This is a genomic window from Micromonospora sp. URMC 103 (assembly GCF_051386435.1).
Classification (GTDB): domain Bacteria; phylum Actinomycetota; class Actinomycetes; order Mycobacteriales; family Micromonosporaceae; genus Micromonospora.
Genome location: NZ_JBPQTR010000005.1, coordinates 2,154,538 through 2,174,366, shown reverse-complemented (window position 1 = coordinate 2,174,366; position 19,829 = coordinate 2,154,538). Strand labels below are relative to the sequence as shown.

Sequence of the window (19,829 nt, the reverse complement as noted above, 5' to 3'; positions counted from 1 at the left end):
CGTTCCGGCTTCCGCCGGTGCCGTACGGTCGTCGCATGAACAGCCGACCCGCGGCCGGGGGCGGCCGGTGGGTCGAGGTGGACCCGGCCCGCGTCGCCAGGTGGGTGGCGGGCTTCTCCGAGCGGCACGGCCCGCCGACCGTCACCACCGAGGCGTACGGCCTGCTGCTCGCCGCCCCCGACGGCGCGACCGCCGAACTGCACGCGCCGCCGGCCGCGCCGCCCGCTCAGGACCTGCCCGGTTTCGTGGCGGCCGCGACCGCGCCCCGGCGGATCGGGTTGTTGCTCGCCCGCAAGGGCGCCGTGGCGGTCGGCATCGCCGACGGCACCGAACTCGTCGTGTCGAAGGTGGACACCCGCTACGTGCAGGGGCGGACGGCTGCCGGCGGCTGGTCCCAGCAGCGCTTCGCCCGGCGGCGCGACAACCAGACGAAGGCGGCGCTGGGTGACGCCGCCGAGCTGGCCGTACGGCTGCTGATGCCGCAGGTGGCGACGCTGGCCGCGCTGGTCTGCGGGGGCGACCGGCGGGCGGTCGACACGGTGCTGGCCGACCGGCGGCTCGCACCGCTGGCCGCGCTGCGCGCCGAGCGGCTGCTCGACGTTCCGGAGCCGCGGCACGCGGTGCTGACCGCCGCAGTCGGGGCGGCCCGTGCCGTACACGTGCTGGTCCGCGATCCCGACCGCGACGCGCCAGCCTGACCGGCGCGCGTTCCGGGCGTGGCCGGCCCGGCCTGGCGGACGCACGTCGCCGCCCCCGGCACAGGGTCGGGCCCCCGGCCGTGGCCGGGGGCCCGGTGGGGGAGGGCGGTCAGCCGTTGCCGAAGGTGTCGCAGGACTTCGGGTCACCGGACGAGTAGCCGCGCATGAACCATTCCTTGCGCTGCGCCGACGAGCCGTGGGTGAACTCCTCCGGGTTCACGGGCCGGTTCGCCCGCTCGGAGATGGCGTCGTCGCCGATCTTCTCGGCGGTGTCGATGGCCTGCTGGATGTCCTGCTCGGTGATGCTCGTGAAGATCTTCTGCCCGCGTTCGTCGGCGGTGCCCGTGGCGTTCTTGGCCCAGGCGCCCGCGTAGCAGTCGGCCTGCAACTCCAACTTCACCGAGAGCGCGTTGGCGCTGCCCGGGTCCCGCTCCTGCTGGCGCCGCATCTGCGCCTCGGTGCCGAGCAGGTCCTGCACGTGGTGGCCGTACTCGTGGGCCAGCACGTACGGCTGGGCGAACTCGCCCTGGGCGCCCAGTTCCTGGGCGAGCACGCGGTAGAAGGTGAGGTCGATGTAGACGAGGTCGTCGGCCGGGCAGTAGAACGGCCCGACGCCCGAGTCGGCCTGGCCGCAGCCGGTGTTGACGGCCTGGCTGAAGAACACGGTCTTCGAGGGCTGGTACTGGTCGCCGAACTCCTGGGGCAGCTCGGTGCGCCAGTACGCCTGGATGGAGTTGACGTAGAGCGTGTTGCGGCAGTCGAGCTGCTGCAACGCGTCGTCGGCCGAGCACTTCTGCTCCAGCGACGTGTTGTCGCCGGTCGATTCGCCGCCGTCCATCGCCGCGTTGAGGCCGAAGCCGCCGCCGACGAGGGCGACCAGGACGGCGATGATCACACCGACGAGCCCGCCCCGGCCGCCGCCGATGGGGATGGGTATGCCGCCGATGCCGCCCCCGCCGGACCCACGTCGGTCGTCCACCTGACTGGTGTCGATCTGCGCGTTCTCGTTCAGCTCCATGATTTCGTCCCCGATCAGCGATAAGTCCGTAGGGGTGGTTGCGGTACCGGACCGGGCCCGGACGTCTGGTTCGGTACCCGGTGATCTTGATCGGTAATCCGCATGGGGGTCCGTCCGCCGGCCGGTACACTTGTTGCCGTGCTGCGCTGCGAAGGCTGAACCGCCCCGCGCCGACGGGCCCGTCGCCCGCCGGCGCTTTCGCGTGCCCTGAGTCAGCCTTTCAGACCCCGAGAGCGAGCCCCACGAGATGATCACTGCCACCGGCCTGGAGTTGCGCGCCGGCGCCCGGATCCTGCTGTCCGACACCACGCTGCGCGTGCAGCCCGGTGACCGCATCGGTCTGGTCGGGCGCAACGGCGCCGGCAAGACCACCACACTGAAGGTCCTCGCGGGCGAGGGCCAGCCGTACGCCGGGCAGATCGAGCGCCGGAGCAACATCGGCTACCTCCCGCAGGATCCCCGCACCGGCGACCTGGAGGTCACCGGCCGTGACCGGGTGCTCTCCGCCCGCGGGCTCGACGTGCTCATGGCCCAGATGAAGGAGATCGAGGCCAAGCTCGCCGAGGACGCCGACGAGCGCCTGGTCCGCCGCTACGGCGCGCTGGAGGACCAGTTCGCCTCCCTCGGCGGGTACGCGGCCGAGGCGGAGGCGGCCCGCATCTGCGCCAACCTGGGGCTGCCCGACCGGGCGCTCGCCCAGACCATCGGCACCCTCTCCGGCGGCCAGCGCCGCCGGATCGAACTGGCCCGGATCCTGTTCCGCGACGCCGGCGAGAACGGCGGCGGCATCCTGCTGCTCGACGAGCCCACCAACCACCTCGACGCGGACTCGATCACCTGGCTGCGGGGCTTCCTCGCCAACCACAAGGGCGGGCTCATCGTGATCAGTCACGACGCCTCGCTGCTGGAGGCGGTGGTCAACAAGGTCTGGTTCCTGGACGCCACCCGCTCGGTGGTCGACGTCTACAACCTGGGCTGGAAGGCGTACCTGGAGGCGCGGGAGACCGACGAGCGCCGCCGGCGCCGGGAGCGGGCCAACGCCGAGAAGAAGGCTGGCGCGTTGATGGCGCAGGCCGACAAGATGCGGGCCAAGGCCACCAAGACCGTGGCCGCGCAGAACATGGCCCGCCGGGCGGAGCGGCTGCTCTCCGGGCTCGACGAGGTACGGGTCGCCGACAAGGTCGCCAAGGTCCGCTTCCCGACCCCGGCGGCCTGCGGCAAGACGCCGCTCACCGCGACCGGCCTCTCCAAGTCGTACGGCTCGCTGGAGATCTTCACCGACGTCAACGTGGCGGTCGACCGGGGCTCCCGGGTGGCCATCCTCGGGCTCAACGGCGCGGGCAAGACCACCCTGCTGCGCATGCTCGGCGGCCTGCTCGAGCCGGACACCGGCCAGGTCAACCCGGGGCACGGCCTGCGGCTGGGCTACTACGCGCAGGAGCACGAGACGCTCGAGGTGGACCGGACCATCCTGGAGCACATGCGCAGCGCCGCCCCCGACCAGACGGACACCGACCTGCGCAAGATCCTCGGCGCGTTCCTCTTCTCCGGCGAGGACGTGGACAAGCCCGCCGGGGTGCTCTCCGGCGGCGAGAAGACGCGGCTCGCGCTGGCCACGCTGGTGTGCTCGGGCGCGAACGTGCTGCTGCTCGACGAGCCCACCAACAACCTCGACCCGGTCAGCCGGGAGCAGGTGCTGGACGCGATCGCCCGCTATCCCGGCGCCATCGTGCTGGTGACCCACGACCCGGGCGCCGTCACGGCGCTCAAGCCCGACCGGGCCATCCTCCTGCCCGACGGCGACGAGGACGCCTGGAGCGACGACCTCCTGGAACTGGTCGAACTGGCCTGACCCGCCGCGCTCGGGTCGTCCACCCACCGAACGTTGGGGCGGTCAGGTGGCCAGGTCCAGCAGGTGGGGCAGGACGCCGCTGGTGGCCAGGATGACCGCGCCGATGGCCACGAAGATCGCCGGGACGAGCCAGTGCCCGGCCCGTTCCACCAGCCGGACCACCCGCGGGTGCCCGCCGAGCCAGGCGCCGGCGGCACACCAGAGCGCGATGAGCACCACGAACACCAACAGGAACACGGCGCTGTCGGCGGGGCCCAGGGCGCGGAACACCGGGACGTACACGGCCACGTTGTCGGCGCCGTTGGCGATGGTCACACCGGCCACCCCGAGCGCGCCGGTCACCACGGCCGGCGCCTCGTCGTCGTCGCGTCGCAGCAGGGCGCGGACGCCGAGCGCGATCGGCAACAGGCCGAGCAGCCCGGTCCACGGCTCCGGCACCACGAGCAGCCCGGCCGCGACCACCGCGCTCGCCACCGCGAGGACGCCGATGCCCAGGTACTGCCCGGCCACGATCTGCCAGCGCCGGGGGCGACCGGTGGTGCGGGCGGCCACGAAGAACAGCGTCAGGATGACGATGTCGTCGATGTCGGTGGCCGCGAACACCACGGCGGCCCCGCCGGCCGTGCCGAGAAGATCGATCACGCCGGGCACACTACGGCCCGAGCCGCGTCCTCACACGGCGGCCGGTACGTGTTCCACGCCTTGCATTCATTGGCGACGACCCATTCGTCGGCGTCACCCTATCGGGAAGCTGACATTGCATAGCGTGTCGGTTGGCGAATAGTTGATATCTGGCGCATGATCGTTCGAGGCGGTCTAATAGGTGGGACCGTATCCGAACCGCACAGTCTGGGACGTGAGGACACAGCATGGCAGCCACCGGCACAGCCACCAGCACTGAGAAGGGTCGCCGGATCGTCGGAGCCGAGCGTCAGACGCTCGCCAAGGACCTGGTCAAGCGGTACACCGGGGGAGAGAGCATCCGCGCGCTCGCGGCCTCGACCGGCCGTTCGTACGGGTTCATCCACCGGGTGCTCACCGAGTCCGGGGTGCAGCTGCGCCAGCGCGGCGGTGCCCGTCGCCGCAAGAAGGCGTGATCGGCCCCGCTTTCTCGTCCATCAGCGCCGCTCCTGGGGCCGCCCGGTGACCGTCGAGGCGACCGGGGTCCGGCTGGAATGCGACGGGCCGGTCGCGACGGTGACGTTGTGCCGGCCCGACGTGCTCAACGCCCAGACCCCGACCATGTGGCGCGCGCTGAGCGACTTCTCCCGGGAACTTCCCGGAGACGTGCGCGTGGTGGTCGTCCGTGGGGAGGGGCGTGCGTTCTCCGCCGGCCTCGACCTGTCCGTGGCCGGCGCCTCCGGGCCGGGGTCCTTCGCCGAGCTGGCCACCCTCTCCGAGCAGGAGTGCGCGGCGCGCATCGCCGAGTTCCAGGAGGCTTTCACCTGGCTGCACCGGCCCGACGTCATCTCCGTGGCGGCCGTGCAGGGGCACGCCATCGGGGCCGGCTTCCAGCTTGCGCTCGCGTGTGACCTGCGGGTGCTCGCCGAGGACGCCAAGCTGTCCATGGCCGAGGTGACCCTCGGGCTGGTGCCGGACCTCGCCGGGACGAAACGGCTGGTCGACCTCGTCGGCTACGCGCGGGCGCTGGAGATCTGCGCCACCGGCCGCCGGATGGACGCCGCCGAGGCGGACCGGATCGGGCTCGCCACGCTCGTCGTGCCGCCGACCGAGCTGGACGACGCGGTCCGTGACCTGACGGCGGGGCTGCTGGCCAACAACCGGGACGCCGTCGTGGAGATCAAGGCGCTGCTCGCCGGCGTCGCCGGTCGCTCGCACGCGGAGCAGCAGCGGGCCGAGCGGGAGGCGCAGACCCGCCGGTTGCGCGACCTCGCGGGGCGCGGCGAGTAACAGTAAGGGGTGTTCGGGAAGATCCGGGTTACGCGGAAGGTTGTCACAGGGGTCGGGAGAATTGACCTGACGATGTGGTCGACCCGACGATCCCGGAGGTGAGCGTGACCAACCCGATGGGCGGCATGGCGGGCTGGAGCATGCTCCGGTCGATGCGCCACGAGGACGAGGTGTCCGGCCACCGGCTCAAGCGTGGCGTGGCCCGGCGCATCGTCGACTTCGCCCGGCCCTACCGACGCGACATCGTCGTCTTCCTGGTCACCGTCGTGCTGGCCGCGATCATCGGGGTGGCGACCCCGGTGCTGGCCGGTGACGTGATCAACGCGATCAACCGGGGTGGCGCCGAGGCCGGTTCGCTGGTGGTGCGGCTCGCGCTGGTCATCGCCGGTCTCGCGATCGTCGACGCCCTGCTCTCCCTCGCCCAGCGCTGGTACTCGGCGCGGATCGGTGAGGGGATCATCCTCGACCTGCGCACCAAGGTCTACGACCACGTGCAGCGCATGCCGGTGCAGTTCTTCACCCGTACGCAGACCGGCGCCCTCGTGAGCCGGCTCAACAACGACGTGCTCGGCGCCCAGCGGGCCTTCACCTCGACGCTCTCCGGCGTGGTCAGCAACGTCATCCAGCTGGTGCTCACGGCCGGCGTCATGTTCACGCTGTCCTGGCAGATCACCGCGCTGTCCCTGGTGCTGCTGCCGATCTTCATCATCCCGGCCCGCCGGGTCGGCCGGCGGCTGGCCGAGATCACCCGCGAGGCGTACAACCTCGACGCGAAGATGAACGCCACGATGACCGAGCGCTTCGGCGTGGCGGGCGCGCTGCTGGTCAAGCTGTTCGGCCAGCCGGAGGCCGAGTCCCGCCGGTTCGCCGGCCGGGCCGAGCGGGTCCGCGACATCGGCATCCAGTCCGCCATGTACTCCCGGACCTTCTTCGTGGCGATGCTGCTGGTCGCCTCGCTGGCCCAGGCGCTCACGTACGGCCTCGGCGGCTGGCTCGCGGTGCGCGGCAACGTCAGCGCCGGCACCGTCGTGACGCTCGCGCTGCTGCTCACCCGCCTGTACGGGCCGCTGACCGCCCTGTCCAACGTCCGCGTCGACGTGATGAGCGCGCTGGTCTCCTTCGACCGCGTCTTCGAGGTGCTCGACCTGCGCCCCGCCATCCAGGAAAAGCCGGCCGCGGTGCCCGTGCCCCGGGGCAACGGCCGGGTGGAGTTCCGCGACGTGCGGTTCCGCTACCCGAGCGCCGCGGAGATCTCGCTCGCCTCCCTGGAGGAGGTCGCCACCCTCGACCGTACGGTCAGCGAGCCGGTGCTGCGCGGCGTCACGTTCAGCGTCGAGCCGGGCCAGATGGTGGCGCTCGTCGGCCCCTCGGGCGCCGGCAAGTCGACGCTGTCCATGCTGATCCCGCGGGTCTACGATGTCAGCGACGGCCAGGTGCTGGTCGGCGGCGTCGACGTGCGGGACGCGACGCTCGCCTCGCTGCGCGACGAGATCGGCGTCGTCACCCAGGACTCGCACCTGTTCCACGAGACGATCCGGGAGAACCTGCGCTACGCGAAGCCGGACGCCACCGACGACGAGCTGTGGGCGGCGCTGGCCGGCGCGCAGGTCGCCGATCTGGTGCGGTCCCTGCCCGACGGGCTGGACACGACGGTCGGCGAGCGCGGCTACCGCTTCTCCGGCGGCGAGAAGCAGCGGATCGCCATCGCCCGGCTGCTGCTCAAGGCCCCGTCGATCGTCATCCTCGACGAGGCTACGGCCCACCTCGACTCGGAGAGCGAGGCCGCCGTGCAGCGCGCGTTGTCGGTGGCGCTGGCGGGGCGTACGGCGCTGGTCATCGCGCACCGGCTCTCCACGGTCCGCGACGCCGACCAGATTCTGGTGCTCGACGGCGGGCGCATCGTCGAGCGGGGGCGGCACGAGGAACTGGTCGCGGTCGGCGGGCTCTACGCCGAGCTCTACCGGACCCAGTTCGCCGTGGCCGACTCGCCCACCCCGTACGTGGACGCGACGGGCCCGGAACCGGTCGTCATGCCGCTGGGCACCTACGTGGCCGAAGAGGCGCTGCCGCCCGCCGCCGCGAACTGACCGCCGGCCGGGGCGTGCCCTACCGCGCGCGCTCTGAGCACGCCGCGCGCAGCGTGCTCAGAGCGCGGTCGACGTCGCGCCCAGCGTGCTCAGAGCGCGGTCGACGCCGCGCGCAGTTCGGCGAAGGCGGCGCCCAGGCTCTCGGGAGTGAAGTGCGCGTTCAGCCCGCTCGGGTTGGGCAGCACCCACAGCCGCGCGCCGGCCAGCCGTTCCGGCTGTGCCCCGAAGGTGGCCTTGGGCCGGCCGAAGCCGATCCGGTACGCGGTCACCCCGACGATCGCCACCCAGCGCGGCCGGTACCGCCCCACCTTCAGCCGCAGGGCCTCGGCGCCGTCGACCAGTTCGGCGGCGGTCAGCTCGTCGGCGCGGGCGCTGGCCCGGGCCACCATGTTGGTGATGCCGATCCCGTACCCGGGCAGCTCGTCCTGCTCGCTGGGGTGCAGGAGCCGCGGGGTGAACCCGCCCCGGTACAGGGCCGGCCAGAAGCGGTTGCCCGGCCGCGCGAAGTGCCATCCCGTGGCGGCCGACCACAGACCCGGGTTGATGCCGACGAAGAGCACGTCAAGCGCCGGGGCGATGACGTCGGGAAGGAGACGGTCGGCCGCGGCGGCGAGGTCCTCCCGGGTCGGTCGCGGATACCGGCCCGCGGGACCGGTCACCGGGCCGCGGCGGTCGCCGGGCCCCGGCGCGGCGCCGGGACGGCCGTCGCCGGGCGCCGGGGACCCGGGGCGGGATCGGCCGGGCCGGCGCCCGCCGGGCGGGTCGGGGTTCACAGGGCGCGCAGCGCGCCGCCGTCGACGGGGACGGTGACGCCGGTCAGGTAGCTGGCGGCGGGGGACAGGACGAACGCGGCCACCCGGCCGAACTCGGCGGGATCGCCGATGCGGCGCAACGGGATGCCCGCCTCGATCTCGGCGAGTGCGAGATCCGGGTCACCGGCGGCGGCGAGGAGCTCCCGGTTGCGGTCGGTGAGGATCCGGCCGGGAAGCAGGCCGACGACGCGTACGCCCCGCGGGCCGTACTCGTCGGCCACGTCCTTGGCGACGCCGACCAGGCCGGGCCGCAGCCCGTTGGAGATGCCCAGGCCGGTGATGGGGCTGCGGGCCGACGTGGACAGCACCAGCCCGATGGCGCCACCCTGGCCGAGATGGTGAGCGACGGTGCGTACCGCCCGCACGGTGCCGAGGAAGACCGTCTCGAAGGACTCGCGCCACTGGTCGTCGGTGACCGCCGCGGCGGTGCCCCGCGGGGGGCCGCCCATTGAGATGAGAGCGCCGTCGAGCCGGCCGAAGTGCTCCCGGGCCGTGTCGACGAGGCGCTCGGGTGTCGCCGGGTCGGACAGGTCGGCGGTCAGACCGACCGCCCGATCCGGGCCGCCGAGACGCTTCACGGCGGCCGCGACCGCGTCCCCGTCCCGGGCCGAGAGCACCACCCGCGCCCCGTCGGCGACCAGGCACTCGGCGGTCGCGTAGCCGAGCCCCCGGGAGGCGCCGGTCAGTACGTACACCCGATCGGTGAGTCCGAGATCCATGCGGCCGATCCTGCCGTACGGGCTCAGCGCCGGCCACCCGCGGGCCCGCCGCCGCGGCGGGCGGCACGGAGCAGGCGGACCCGGCCGGCGAGCTGCGCGGCGACGGCGCCACCGGCGCGGCCGACCGCCGGGAGCCGGCGCGGGCGGGGCGGGCCCTGGCCGTCGTAGCGGGCGCCGGCCTCCCGGACGGCCAGCTCCTCGGCTCCCAGCGGAGGCAGCGTGCCCCGATCACGCAACGCGCGGGCGAGGTCCCAGCCGTCCCGCAGCGACCCCTCGGTGGGCCGGCCGGCCGCCCAGCCGGCGAACGTCGCTGGCCAGTCGGCGCCGAGACCGGCGGCGAGCAGCGGCCAGTGCCGGGCCACCTCCCCGGCCCGTTTCCGCAGCAGCGCGGCGCGGGCCGCGGCCAGTGGCGCGGGCGGGAAACCGGGCGGGACCGGACCACCGGCGACCAGGGCCGCGACCAGCTCCGCCTGCCGGACGGCCAGGTCGTCGACGCCGTGCGGCGCCGTCCGCGGCCCCGTCCGCTCCGGCGTGGACGGCGGGTCCGTCCCGTTCCGCGCGGACGGCGGGTCCGTCCCCTCCCGCGCGGACGGCGGCCCGGTCCGCTCCGGCGCCCGCCGACCCGCCCCCTCGGGCGCGGACCGGTCCTCGGGACCGCGCCCGCCGCTCACGTGACCACCGGGTGGCCCGACGCTGCCGCGAGGGCGTCGAGTTCGGCGCGCAGGGCCGCGGCCGGCGGGTAGGCGCCGTCACGTTCGAGCAGCAGCGCGGGCGGACGCCGCCGGGCACAGAGCTCGGCGACCAGCTCCAGGACCTCGGGCGGAACCGGGTCGGTGTGCGTGTCGTGGTAGAAGCCGCCGTGGTCGGACCCGCCGGCCACGTGCACGTACGCGATCCGGTCCAGCGGCAGACGGTCGATGAGGTCGAGCGGGTCGGTGTGGCGGTTGCGCGCGTTGGCGTACACGTTGGCGACGTCGAGCAGCAGCAACGCGTCGGTGCGCTCCAGGATCTCGGTGAGGAAGGCCGCCTCGTCGAGTTCGTCGTCCGGCCAGTCGAAGAGCGCGGCGATCGGCTCGAGCGCGATCGGCACGGGCAGCCGCGCCTGCGTCCGGGCCACGTTGGCGCAGACCGCGTCGACGGCGGCCCGGGTGCGCGGCAGCGGCAGCAGGTGGCCGGCCTCCAGCCCGCCGGCCCGGACGAAGGCGATGTGCTCGCTGACCAGCGGGGCGGCGACCAGGTCGGCGACGGCGGCCAGGTGGTCGACCCGGGCCGGCTCGACCGGGTCGGCGCCGCCGAGCGAGAGGCGCACACCGTGCGGTACGACGGTGACCGCACGCTCGCGCAGCTCGGCAAGCCCGGTCGGCAGCGGGCCGGCCGGCGTCAGCGACTCCGCGACCACCTCGACGAAGCGCAGGCCGGGCAACTCGGCGACGAACCCGGCGATCTCCGGGCGCCAGCCGATGCCGACACCGGTGGGCCCGGTCATCCGCCGCACCCGCCCCCGCCGCAGCCGCCACCCCCGCCGCAGCTGCCACCGCCGCAGGAGCTACCGCCCCCGCACGAGCCGCCGCCACTCGAACCGGACGCCCAGCCGCTGCCGGTGCCGATGTCGGCCTGCTCGGCGAAGCCGGGGTCGAGCGCCCACAGTGACGCGGCGCCGAACAGCGCCACCCCCATGGACGCTCCCGCCGAGCCGTACGTCGAGTACGCCGGCGCGGACGACGGCTCGAGGTGGGGGTGCCGGCGGCGCAGGGTGCGCAGCGTGCGCCGACCGGCCCGGGTCATCCGCGGCACCCGGCCCAGGAACAGGAGGGCCACGAAGAGCGCGACGAGGCTCAGCATCAGGTAGCCGGTGGGCCGGCTGTTGGAGAGCCCCACGAACGCGCGTATCCCACCGACGATGAGCAGGGTGATCAGTGCGCCCGCGCCACGTTTCGCGGCCGTCCGCTGCGCGGCGGACAGGAGCAGGCCGCGTTGCTCGAGGCCCTCGCGGAGCTCGTCCAGCGCACGGGAGACCCACTGGTCCTGGCGCAGCTCGCGGACCCGCGCGTGGCGCCCGGCCGCGTGGTGGACCGCCTGGTCGAGCGGCGAGGCGCCGGCCGGGGGCGGCCCGGTGACCAGCAGCCGGCGGTCCGCCGCCACGCCGATCGCGCCGCTGCTGCGCAGGCCGCCGAGCGCGGCCTGCACGGCGAGCGGTTCGCCGCCGTTGAGGTACGCGGCCTGCTGCGGGCTGAGAGTTGGGGCGTCGCCTCCCTCGCGGCCGTTGCCGCCGATGCCGCCCATGCCGCCGATGCCGCCGTCGCGGCCGGCGAACAGCCGGATCCGGTGCACCACGGAGACCACCACCACGAGGGCGGCCGCCGCGAGGTAGAACCGGAGGAAGGTCGGACCGGAAATGCCCCAGGTGTCGTCCGGGGCGGCGAGGACGCTCATGGGCTGCTCCTGTCACCGGAGGGTCGGCGGCCCCATTGTGGAGCAACGCCGCCATCACCGCGCTCCCGCTTCGCGCGGGTGGACGCCCCGGGGCAGCGGTGTGGCGACCGTCGGGCGGGCGGCTCCGGTGTGGCGACCGCCGGGTGGCGACGGGCGTCCAGCCCACCGTTCCACGTCCCGCCCGGCGGCGGGCGATCAGCGAGATCGACTCCGGATCGCCGATGTGGCGCGGTTCCGGCGCGTGCGACCCCGCCACATCGGCGATGTGGTGTGGATCAAGCCGCCGGTCGATCACCGCCGCCCGCACGCCGCCCGGGCGCGCACACGTCGGGCGGCCGGTCAGCGTCGGCGGCCGGTCAGCGTCGGCGGCCGGTCAGCGTCGGCGGCCGGTCAGCGGCGGCGGACGGCCTCCTCGACGAGGTCGAGCACCGGGCCGAGGTCGCCGGCCGGGCGCCCCATCGCCAGGTGCAGCACAAGGCCGTCGTAGGCGAGTTCGAGGAACTGGGCCAGCACGTCGATCGGGACGTCCTCGCGCAGCACGCCGGCGTCCCGCTGCCGGGCCAGCCGCTCGCGGGTGGCCTCGGCGATCGCGGCGGACCGCTCGGCCCACCGCCGGGCGAACGCCGGGTCCGTACGCAGCCGCCGCGACACCTCCAGTTGGGTGCCCAGCCAGCCCGTGGTGTCGGGGGACATCGCCCCGGCCAGCAGGTCCCGCATCACCTGCACGAGACCGTTGCGGGCCACCGTCTCGACCATCGCCACGGCGTCGTCCTCGGCGACGGCGAGGAAGAGCGAGTCCTTGTCCCGGAAGTGGTGGAAGATGGCTCCCCGGGAGAGGCCGGTGGCCTCCTCGAGCCGGCGCACCGTGGCGCCCTCGTAGCCGTGCCGGGCGAAACACGCCCGCGAGGCGGCGAGGATCTCCTGGCGCCGCGCGTCGAGCTGGTCCTGGCTTACTCTGGGCACGCGACGATCGTCCCAGGTGGCCGCGCGTCCTGCAAACCGTACGTACGGCTTGGGAGCGCCGGGGATAGTGCCCGGTTTCCGCCTCGGTCTACCATCGCCCGCGTGACGCCACCCCCTGTCGCCCTGCCGCCCGCCCCGCTGACCGTCGCCACCGTCCAGGCCCAGCCCGTCCCGGGCGACGTGGCCCGCAACGCGGATGCCGCCGCCCGCCTGGTCGAGCGGGCCGCCGGGCGGGACGCCCGGATCGCGGTCCTGCCGGAGCTGTTCCTTCCCGCGTACCATCCGCCGACCCTCGCGGCCGACCCGGCCGGCACTGACGTGGTGGCCGCCGAGGACCGCACGGTCGAGGACTCCCGCCTGGAGCCGCTGCGCGCCGCGGCCGTGGCCGGCGGCGTGACCGTGGTGGTCGGCGCCGCGGTGCGCCACGCCGACGGCCGGCGGACCATCTCGTCGCTCGTCGTCGACCGGGGCGGGAGCGTCCGGGTGGGCTACGACAAGCAGCAGCTCTGGGGCGGCGAGCGGGACCTGTTCGATCCCGGCGACCGGGGCGCGACCCTGCTCGTCGACGGCTGGCGGCTCGGGCTCGGCATCTGCTACGACGGCTGCTTCCCGGAGCACGGCCGGGCCGCCGCTGCCGACGGCGCGCACGGCTACCTCTGCCCGAGCGGCTACCTGGCCGGCTCCGAGCATCGCCGGGACCTCTACTACCCGGCCCGGGCGCTGGACAACACGATGTTCGTGGTGTTCGCCAACGCGGTGGGCGGCGCGGAACCGTGGCGGTTCAACGGTGGCGCCGCCGTCTACGACCCGGAGGGACGCCCGCTGGCCCGCGGCGCGGACGCCGGAGAGGACGTGCTCGTCGCGACGCTCGACCCGGCTCAACTGGCGGCCACCCGGGCGGCGCACACCATGCTCACCGACCGGTTGTCCGACCTCGGTCCGGCGCGGCTCTCGCTGCTCGGCTGAGGAGTTCACGTAACGGACCTGTCGAGAGGTGCGCTCATTCCCGTAGGGTGCCCGAGTGCCATTGCTCCTCCTGGACCTGGACAACACCCTGCTCGACCGGGCCGGGGCGTTCCGCGTCTGGGGGCAGCGCTTCCTGGACTCCATCGGCGCGCCCTCGGCCGACATCGAGTGGCTGCTCTCGATCGACGCCGACGGGCTGACCGACCGCTGGGACGTCGCCGACGCCATCCGCGACCGGTACGCGCTGCGCATCCCCTCGATCGACCTGGTCGAGGAGCTGCACGACGGGGTGGTCGCCCACAGCCGGCTCGACCCGTTGATCGCCTGCGCGCTGCGGATCGCCGACTCGGCCGGATGGGTGCCGGTGGTGGTCACCAACGGGTCGGTACGCCAGGAGGAGGCCAAGATCCGCGGTACGGGGCTGGACCGCTACGTCGCCGACTGGGTCATCTCGGAGGAGGCGGGCGTCAGCAAGCCCAACCCCCGGATCTTCGCGCTCGCCGCCCAGCGGGTCCGGATGCCGTTGCGGGGGGCCTGGGTGGTCGGTGACGGCCCGGAGGCGGACATCGGCGGCGCAACGGCGGTCGGCCTGCCCAGCGTGTGGCTGCACCGGGGGCGCACCTGGGCCGACGGCCGGTTCGCGCCGACCCGCACGGCCGACGGCGCGATCGCCGCGGTGGCCGCCGTGCTGGCGCGCTGAGCGGCGCGCGTCGTTCCGCCTAATTCGGTTGACCCGGGCTGGAACGCCGGTGAGCATGGTCGGCGCACCGTGCACCGGGCGTGCGCCCGGTCGAGGAGAGGAGGTCGGTCATGGCCGTCTTTGCAGGTCGTCTCCACCTGCCTCCATCAGCCTCGACCAAGGGACCAACACCGCAGTGCGCGAACACGATCTTCCGGCGCAGGGGCGCCGGACCCGCGGCAAGCGCCGCTTCGACGACGACGAACCACACTTCCTGAAGCGCGGCCGGCATTCCGAGCCGGTCGCCACCGACCCGGACGCCGACCCCGACCCGGAGACCGGCGAGCGCTGGTCGTCCTGGGACGACGCCGTGCACGGGCCGCAGCCGCACCCCGCCTGGCTGGTCACCGAGCTGGCCGCCAAGGACACCGACCTCGGTGTGCTCAAGACGGGCAAGGAGGCCGACGTCCACCTGGTCCGCCGGGCGGTGCCCGGCACCGACCGCGCGTGCCTGCTGGCCGCCAAGCGGTACCGGGACGCCGAACACCGGCTGTTCCACCGGGACGCCGGCTACCTGGAGGGGCGGCGCGTCCGCCGCTCTCGCGAGAACCGCGCCATGGCCGGCCGGACGGCGTTCGGTCGGCAGCTGATCGCCGGCCAGTGGGCGGCGGCCGAGTTCGCGGCGCTGGCCCGGCTCTGGGAGGTCGGCGCCGAGCACGGCAGCATCGCCGTGCCCTACCCGGTGCAGCTGCGCGGAACCGAGCTCATGCTGGAGTTCCTCGGCGACCCGGACGGGGCGCAGGCCGCGCCCCGGCTCGCCCAGCTCCGGCCCGACCCGGCCGCGCTGCGCGACCTCTGGACCCAGCTGGTCGACGCGCTCGTGGTGCTGGCCCGCGCGGGGTACGCACACGGCGACCTGTCGCCGTACAACCTGCTGGTGCACCGGGACCGGCTCGTCCTGATCGACCTGCCGCAGGTGGTCGACGTGGTGGGCAACCCGCAGGGCCCCGAGTTCCTGGCCCGGGACGTCCGCGTGGTCAGCACGTGGTTCGCGGCACGGGGCCTGCCGGCGGCCGAGGTCGACCCGGCGGCGCTGACCGAGGAGCTGCTGCGCGAGGCGGGCCTCCGCTGAGCCGGGTGGGCCGGGTCGCCCGCGGGTCGCCCGGCCCACCCGTCGGCTCACTGCAGGTAGCGCTCGACCTCCGGCTTGGGGCGTACGCCCTGGGCGTCCGGGTCGCCGTGCGTCGCCCGGGCGGCCCGCCGGCGGCGCAGCAGGTCCCAGCACTGGTCGAGGGACTCCTCCAGCTCACGCAGGCGGTCCCGGGCGGCGTCGTCGGTGCCGGACTCGTTGGCCTGCGCGTCCGCGCGCAACCGGTGCTCCTCGTCGACCAACTCGGAGATCCGGTTCAGGATGGTCTTGTCGTCCATGACCAAGAGCCTGGCACAGGGTCCCGGCAGCCGCGCGGATTCCCCCACCCGCGCCGGTGCCGGCGGCGCTACGGTAGGTTGGCCGCGCCATGATCATCCTGGCCGGAGGCGTCACGCTCGGGCGCCGCCGGGGTGTCCGGGCGGGGCGGGTGTGTGCGGGATCTCTCCCCATCGTGATTTCCGTCCGGCGCCCTTACCAGGGACGCGACTCGCGACCGTGAAATTTTCTCTGTGCGCGACTAGAGAAGTTTGACGAAGCAATGGCATGCTCGGCTGAGTGCTGACTCGGAAGAGTCGTTCCACGACGGACAGTTGCCAAAGGGGGTTCGGCGGAGGTGCAATCGCCACACATCGGGCAGCCCGGCAGTCGACGAGCGGTCACCGTCCCACTGCACCAGATCGTGCCGGGCCTCCTCCGCGACCCGGCCCGCGCGCTGATCGAGGTGGGCAACCGCACCGGCGGCGAGCTCATCCGCCTCAACCTCGGCTCGTTCCGCCCGTACCTCGTGACCCACCCCCGGCACGTGCAGCACGTGCTGCGCGAACGGGCGGCCAACTACGAGCGGGCCGGCGACGGGTTGTTCTGGCGCCCGGTGAAGCGCCTCTTCGGCGAGGGCATCCTCGGTGAGGGGCAGATCTGGTCGGCCAGCCGGAGGACCCTCCAGCCGATGTTCACCGCGAAGCGGATCGAGGCGCTGGTCGACGGCATGGCCGAGGCGATCCGCCAGGCCGTCGACGACCTCGACGAGCCGTCCCGCGACGGTCGCACCGTCGACATCGGAGTCGAGCAGTCCCGCATCGTGTGCCGGGCCATCATGAAGGTCCTCTTCGGCGACAAGATCTCCGTGACGGACGCCATGCGCGTGGTCGACGCGCAGGACGTGATCGCCACCGCCGTGATCCCGCGGATCGTCGTACCGTTCGCGCCGCTGTCGCTGCCGATGCCGGGCGACCGGCCGTTCCGGCGCGCGAAGCGCATCGTCGACGACGTTCTGCTGCCGATCGTGCGCGCGTCCAAGGCCACCGCGGAGGAGGGCGACGACGTCATCTCCACCCTCTGGCGGGCGCGTACGGAGGATGGCCGGCAGCTCAGCGAGCAGCAGGTGCGCAACGACACGGTGGCCATGTTCGCGGCCACCACCGAGACCACCATCAACGTGCTGACCTGGCTCTGGCCGCACCTCGACGAGCGGCCCGACGTCGCCGAGCGGCTGTACGAGGAGATCGCGCGGGTGGTGGGCGACGGGCCGGTCCGCCGGGAGCACCTCACCCAGCTGCCGTACACCCGGATGGTGCTCGACGAACTGCTGCGGCTCTACCCGATCGGGTGGATCATCCCGCGCCGCGCGGTCGCGGACGACGTCATCGACGGCGTCACCATCGAGGCCGGCGCCACGATGGTGGCCAGCCCGCTCATCACACAACGGATGAGCGCGTTCTGGGAACGGCCCGACGAGTTCGACCCGGACCGGTTCACGCCCGAGCGGATCCGCGGCCGGCACCGCTACGCCCACTTCCCGTTCGGCGGCGGGCCGCACCAGTGCCTCGGCATGTACCTGTTCTACCTGGAGGCGCAGCTCATCCTGGCCACGATGCTGAGCCGCTACCGCTTCCGGCTGCGCCGCTCCGGCGTACCCGGGCTGCGGCTGGCCGCCGCGCTGCGCCCGCGAACCCGGGTGGAGCTGACGCTGACCAGCGCCGCGGACGCGGCCTGAGGAGTGGACGTGCGACAGACCGACGACGAGATGACCCTCGCCGCCGAACAGGGCAGGATCTGCGCGCTCGCCGCGAAGGGCCAGCGTGACCTGCAACGGCTGGCGGCCACCCACCCGGAACTCTTCTCCGCCCGGCCGTTCGACCCGGCCCTGTACACCAGCATCTCGATGGCCATGGCCTTCAGCTCTCCGTGGTGCACCACCGAGGAGCTGCGCTTCGCCAACCGGGCGGTGCTGTGGGGCTTCGCCCTGGACTGGCAGGTGGACTACCTCGCGAAGTCGCGCGAGGACGTCGACCGGGTCACGGCGGACACGCTCGCCGTGGTCGACGGGGCCGAGCCGGCGGCGAACGACCCGCTGGGGCGGTACCTGGCGGAGCTGCGTGACGAACTGGCCGGGGCGCCCGGCTACGCCGAGGCACGCGGCGTGTGGCGGGACGAGGTCCGGCGCACGCTCGCCGCGATGGCGCGGGAGTGGGACTGGCGGGAGGCCGTCGCCGCCGGTGAGCCGCCCAGCTACGAGGAGTACCTCGACAACGCCGACAACCTCGCCTGCACGGTGGTCAACGTCGCGCACTGGATCCGTACCGGTGACGCCGGGACCCACGGCCGGCTGCCCGAGCTGATCGCGGCGAGCGACGAGGTGCAGCGGGTCCTGCGGCTGGTCAACGACCTCGCCACCCACGACCGCGATCGCGAGTGGGGCGACCTGAACGCCATCACGCTGGTGGGCGATCGCGCCGAGGTGGCGCGGCGGGCCGCGGCCCTCACCGACCGCTGCCGGGAGACGCTCGCGGACCTGGCCCACCGGTGCCCGCGCGAGGCGCGCTACCTGACCCGCCAGCTCGGCTACACGAGCGGCTTCTACGGTTCGACGGACTTCTGGGGCAGCCGATGAATGGGAGCCCGTGGACGGTGACCGGGGCGCCGGGCGCCCCGACGAGCGCGGCGCTCGCGGAGCGGGCGACGGCGGCCGACACCGCCGGCGATCTGCTCGCCGCGATGCTCGCGGAACCCGCAGGGCGTTCCTCCCCGTCGGTGTACGAGACCGGTCGGGTGGTCAGCCTCGCGCCGTGGTTGACCGGGCACGACGAGCGGATCGCGTGGCTGGTGGCCCGGCAGCGCCCGGACGGGGCCTGGGGCGGCCCGGAAGGGTACGCCCTCGTGCCCACGCTCAGCGCCACCGAGGCGCTGCTGGCCGCCCTCCTGCGCCGCGACGGCGGTCCGGTCGGCCGGGAACGGCTCGTGCGCGCCGTCCACGACGGACTCGTGGCGCTCCACGACCGGCTCACCGGCCCGACCGCCCCGCCGCCGCCCGACCTTCCCGCGACCGACCTGATCGTCCCCGCGATGACCGAGCTGCTCGCCGGGCGCCTCGACGCGCTGCGGGACCAGCCCGTCGACGCGCTCGCGCGCTGGCGCGGCGCCCGCCCGCTGCCGCTGCCGGACGGAATGGACGGTGATCGGCTGGACCGGGTGCGGATGCTGCTCGCGGCGGGCCGTCCGCTGCCGGAGAAGCTCGCGCACGCCCTCGAGGTGGTCGGCCCGTCCGCCCGACGGGCCGTCGGGGTCGGCCCGGTCGACCCGGGCACGGTCGGCGCCTCGCCCGCCGCGACCGCCGCCTGGCTCGGCGCCCGTCCCGAGCGGGACGAGCCCGGCCGGCGCTACCTCGAGGACCTGGTCCGGCAGTACGGGGGCCCGGTGCCCTGCGCCAGCCCCATCGCCGTGTTCGAACGCTCCTGGGTGCTCGGCACGCTGTCCCGGGCCGGCGTGCCGATGCGGGTGCCGGCCGCCCTGACGGACGGATTGCGCGCCGCTCTCGGCCCCGCGGGCACCCCCACGGGCCCCGGCCTGCCGCCGGACGCCGACACGACCTCGGCCACGCTCTACGCGCTCGCCCGGCTGGGGCACCCGGTGGATCCGACCGCGTTGCGGCCGTACGACACGGGGGAGCACTTCTGCACCTGGCCGGGGGAGGACGGCGCGTCGATCACCACGAACGCCCACGTGCTCGACGCCCTCGGGCACCTCCTGCCCGACGGCGGGCCGGCCGCGTCCTGGCTGGCGTCCGCGGTGCGCCGGGTCACCGGCTGGCTCCTCGACCAGCAGGAGCCGGACGGCCGGTGGTCGGACCGGTGGCACGCCTCGCCGTACTACGCCACGTGCTGCGCCACCCTGGCCCTGGCCGAGTACGGCCACGGCGACGGGGCGCGGCGAGCGGTCGAGCGGGCGGCGCGGTGGGTCCTCGCCACCCAGCGCCCGGACGGGTCCTGGGGGCGGTGGGCCGGCAGCGCCGAGGAGACCGCGTACGCCGTGCAGATCCTCACGGCCGCGGGCCGCCGGGCGGGGTCCGCCTCCGCCGCCGCGGCGGTCGGCCGGGGCGCGGCCTGGCTGTCCGGAGCGGACGATGTGGACGGTGATCCAGATCTCTGGCACGACAAGGATCTGTATCGACCGACCCTGATCGTGCAGGCCACGGTGCATGCGGCCCGTCGGCTCGCGGAGGGCGGCGCCACGTCCGGGTGAGCGACGGGCGACCCTAGCCCGCA

At 74.3% G+C, this 19,829-nt stretch carries 20 protein-coding genes; 11 read left to right on the top strand and 9 right to left on the bottom strand.

The window, feature by feature from the left end:
• The first annotated feature begins 35 nt into the window (after positions 1-35).
• Positions 36-698, top strand: coding sequence for an acVLRF1 family peptidyl-tRNA hydrolase (locus ACSNOA_RS23235; protein ID WP_436661369.1), 663 nt, complete (start codon positions 36-38; stop codon positions 696-698).
• A gap of 109 nt (positions 699-807) precedes the next feature.
• Here the strand turns inward: ACSNOA_RS23235 and ypfJ are convergent, their stop codons facing one another.
• Positions 808-1,716, bottom strand: coding sequence for a KPN_02809 family neutral zinc metallopeptidase (ypfJ, locus tag ACSNOA_RS23230; RefSeq protein WP_436661367.1), 909 nt, complete (start codon positions 1,714-1,716; stop codon positions 808-810).
• Positions 1,717-1,963: 247 nt separating this feature from the next.
• Here ypfJ and ACSNOA_RS23225 point away from each other — a divergent pair, with 247 nt between their 5' ends.
• Positions 1,964-3,568, top strand: a complete 1,605-nt coding sequence (locus tag ACSNOA_RS23225) for an ABC-F family ATP-binding cassette domain-containing protein (RefSeq protein WP_436661365.1) — start codon at positions 1,964-1,966, stop codon at positions 3,566-3,568.
• Between the two features lie 42 nt (positions 3,569-3,610).
• On the opposite strand, the gene ACSNOA_RS23220 is transcribed toward ACSNOA_RS23225, so the two are convergent.
• The gene (locus tag ACSNOA_RS23220; protein ID WP_436661363.1) at positions 3,611-4,210 is read right to left on the bottom strand and encodes a cadmium resistance transporter; all 600 of its coding nucleotides are present in this window, start codon (positions 4,208-4,210) and stop codon (positions 3,611-3,613) included.
• A 227-nt stretch (positions 4,211-4,437) separates the two neighbouring features.
• Between ACSNOA_RS23220 and ACSNOA_RS23215 the strand changes: the two genes are divergently transcribed.
• The 3 genes from ACSNOA_RS23215 (at position 4,438) to ACSNOA_RS23205 (ending at position 7,566) form a co-directional block, all read left to right on the top strand.
• Complete coding sequence (locus ACSNOA_RS23215; protein WP_007072022.1) at positions 4,438-4,665, top strand: helix-turn-helix domain-containing protein; 228 nt, start codon at positions 4,438-4,440, stop codon at positions 4,663-4,665.
• Between the two features lie 46 nt (positions 4,666-4,711).
• Positions 4,712-5,479, top strand: a complete 768-nt coding sequence (locus tag ACSNOA_RS23210) for an enoyl-CoA hydratase/isomerase family protein (RefSeq protein ID WP_436661360.1) — start codon at positions 4,712-4,714, stop codon at positions 5,477-5,479.
• Between the two features lie 116 nt (positions 5,480-5,595).
• A complete protein-coding gene (locus tag ACSNOA_RS23205; RefSeq protein WP_436662419.1) occupies positions 5,596-7,566 on the top strand; it encodes an ABC transporter ATP-binding protein in 1,971 nt (656 codons plus the stop codon).
• An 89-nt stretch (positions 7,567-7,655) separates the two neighbouring features.
• Here the strand turns inward: ACSNOA_RS23205 and mug are convergent, their stop codons facing one another.
• From mug to ACSNOA_RS23175, 6 genes are all read right to left on the bottom strand, one after another.
• Complete coding sequence (mug, locus tag ACSNOA_RS23200; RefSeq protein WP_436661359.1) at positions 7,656-8,225, bottom strand: G/U mismatch-specific DNA glycosylase; 570 nt, start codon at positions 8,223-8,225, stop codon at positions 7,656-7,658.
• Positions 8,226-8,335: 110 nt separating this feature from the next.
• Positions 8,336-9,097: an SDR family oxidoreductase gene (locus ACSNOA_RS23195; RefSeq protein ID WP_436661357.1), complete on the bottom strand. Its 762-nt coding sequence runs from the start codon at positions 9,095-9,097 to the stop codon at positions 8,336-8,338.
• Between the two features lie 23 nt (positions 9,098-9,120).
• The gene (locus ACSNOA_RS23190; RefSeq protein WP_436662418.1) at positions 9,121-9,582 is read right to left on the bottom strand and encodes a hypothetical protein; all 462 of its coding nucleotides are present in this window, start codon (positions 9,580-9,582) and stop codon (positions 9,121-9,123) included.
• 182 nt (positions 9,583-9,764) lie between these two features.
• Positions 9,765-10,583, bottom strand: a complete 819-nt coding sequence (locus tag ACSNOA_RS23185; protein ID WP_436661356.1) for a DUF692 domain-containing protein — start codon at positions 10,581-10,583, stop codon at positions 9,765-9,767.
• Complete coding sequence (locus ACSNOA_RS23180) at positions 10,580-11,530, bottom strand: TIGR04222 domain-containing membrane protein (protein ID WP_436661354.1); 951 nt, start codon at positions 11,528-11,530, stop codon at positions 10,580-10,582. The genes ACSNOA_RS23185 and ACSNOA_RS23180 overlap by 4 nt, the downstream gene beginning before the upstream one ends.
• A 390-nt stretch (positions 11,531-11,920) precedes the next feature.
• Positions 11,921-12,493: a TetR/AcrR family transcriptional regulator gene (locus ACSNOA_RS23175; protein ID WP_436661352.1), complete on the bottom strand. Its 573-nt coding sequence runs from the start codon at positions 12,491-12,493 to the stop codon at positions 11,921-11,923.
• Positions 12,494-12,595: 102 nt separating this feature from the next.
• Between ACSNOA_RS23175 and ACSNOA_RS23170 the strand changes: the two genes are divergently transcribed.
• The 3 genes from ACSNOA_RS23170 (at position 12,596) to ACSNOA_RS23160 (ending at position 15,270) form a co-directional block, all read left to right on the top strand.
• Positions 12,596-13,459, top strand: a complete 864-nt coding sequence (locus tag ACSNOA_RS23170) for a carbon-nitrogen hydrolase family protein (protein WP_436661350.1) — start codon at positions 12,596-12,598, stop codon at positions 13,457-13,459.
• 55 nt (positions 13,460-13,514) lie between these two features.
• Positions 13,515-14,159 carry an HAD family hydrolase gene (locus ACSNOA_RS23165; RefSeq protein ID WP_436661348.1) on the top strand — a complete coding sequence of 215 codons (645 nt, stop codon included), beginning with the start codon at positions 13,515-13,517 and terminating at the stop codon, positions 14,157-14,159.
• 175 nt (positions 14,160-14,334) lie between these two features.
• On the top strand, positions 14,335-15,270 hold the full coding sequence (locus ACSNOA_RS23160; protein WP_436661347.1) for a serine protein kinase RIO: 936 nt from the start codon (positions 14,335-14,337) through the stop codon (positions 15,268-15,270).
• A gap of 47 nt (positions 15,271-15,317) precedes the next feature.
• Here ACSNOA_RS23160 and ACSNOA_RS23155 read toward each other — a convergent pair whose 3' ends face one another.
• Entirely contained in the window at positions 15,318-15,566 is a 249-nt protein-coding gene (locus ACSNOA_RS23155) for a DUF2630 family protein (RefSeq protein ID WP_436661345.1), read from the bottom strand.
• Between the two features lie 335 nt (positions 15,567-15,901).
• On the opposite strand from ACSNOA_RS23155, the gene ACSNOA_RS23150 reads away from it, so the two are divergent.
• The 3 genes from ACSNOA_RS23150 to ACSNOA_RS23140 are packed head-to-tail and all read left to right on the top strand — an operon-like array spanning position 15,902 to position 19,806.
• Positions 15,902-17,281, top strand: coding sequence for a cytochrome P450 (locus ACSNOA_RS23150; RefSeq protein ID WP_436661344.1), 1,380 nt, complete (start codon positions 15,902-15,904; stop codon positions 17,279-17,281).
• 30 nt (positions 17,282-17,311) lie between these two features.
• On the top strand, positions 17,312-18,178 hold the full coding sequence (locus ACSNOA_RS23145) for a terpene synthase family protein (RefSeq protein WP_436662417.1): 867 nt from the start codon (positions 17,312-17,314) through the stop codon (positions 18,176-18,178).
• Positions 18,179-18,195: 17 nt separating this feature from the next.
• Positions 18,196-19,806 carry a prenyltransferase gene (locus tag ACSNOA_RS23140; protein ID WP_436661343.1) on the top strand — a complete coding sequence of 537 codons (1,611 nt, stop codon included), beginning with the start codon at positions 18,196-18,198 and terminating at the stop codon, positions 19,804-19,806.
• Positions 19,807-19,829 lie beyond the last annotated feature (23 nt).

Coding starts and splice junctions, on each gene's coding strand:
- ACSNOA_RS23225 (WP_436661365.1), top strand. CDS start 1,964: ATGATCACTGCCACCGGCCTGGAGTTGCGCGCCGGCGCCCGGATCCTG.
- ACSNOA_RS23180 (WP_436661354.1), bottom strand. CDS start 11,530: ATGAGCGTCCTCGCCGCCCCGGACGACACCTGGGGCATTTCCGGTCCG.
- ACSNOA_RS23145 (WP_436662417.1), top strand. CDS start 17,312: ATGACCCTCGCCGCCGAACAGGGCAGGATCTGCGCGCTCGCCGCGAAG.
- ypfJ (WP_436661367.1), bottom strand. CDS start 1,716: ATGGAGCTGAACGAGAACGCGCAGATCGACACCAGTCAGGTGGACGAC.
- ACSNOA_RS23195 (WP_436661357.1), bottom strand. CDS start 9,097: ATGGATCTCGGACTCACCGATCGGGTGTACGTACTGACCGGCGCCTCC.
- ACSNOA_RS23215 (WP_007072022.1), top strand. CDS start 4,438: ATGGCAGCCACCGGCACAGCCACCAGCACTGAGAAGGGTCGCCGGATC.
- ACSNOA_RS23185 (WP_436661356.1), bottom strand. CDS start 10,583: ATGACCGGGCCCACCGGTGTCGGCATCGGCTGGCGCCCGGAGATCGCC.
- ACSNOA_RS23155 (WP_436661345.1), bottom strand. CDS start 15,566: ATGGACGACAAGACCATCCTGAACCGGATCTCCGAGTTGGTCGACGAG.
- ACSNOA_RS23235 (WP_436661369.1), top strand. CDS start 36: ATGAACAGCCGACCCGCGGCCGGGGGCGGCCGGTGGGTCGAGGTGGAC.
- ACSNOA_RS23205 (WP_436662419.1), top strand. CDS start 5,596: ATGGGCGGCATGGCGGGCTGGAGCATGCTCCGGTCGATGCGCCACGAG.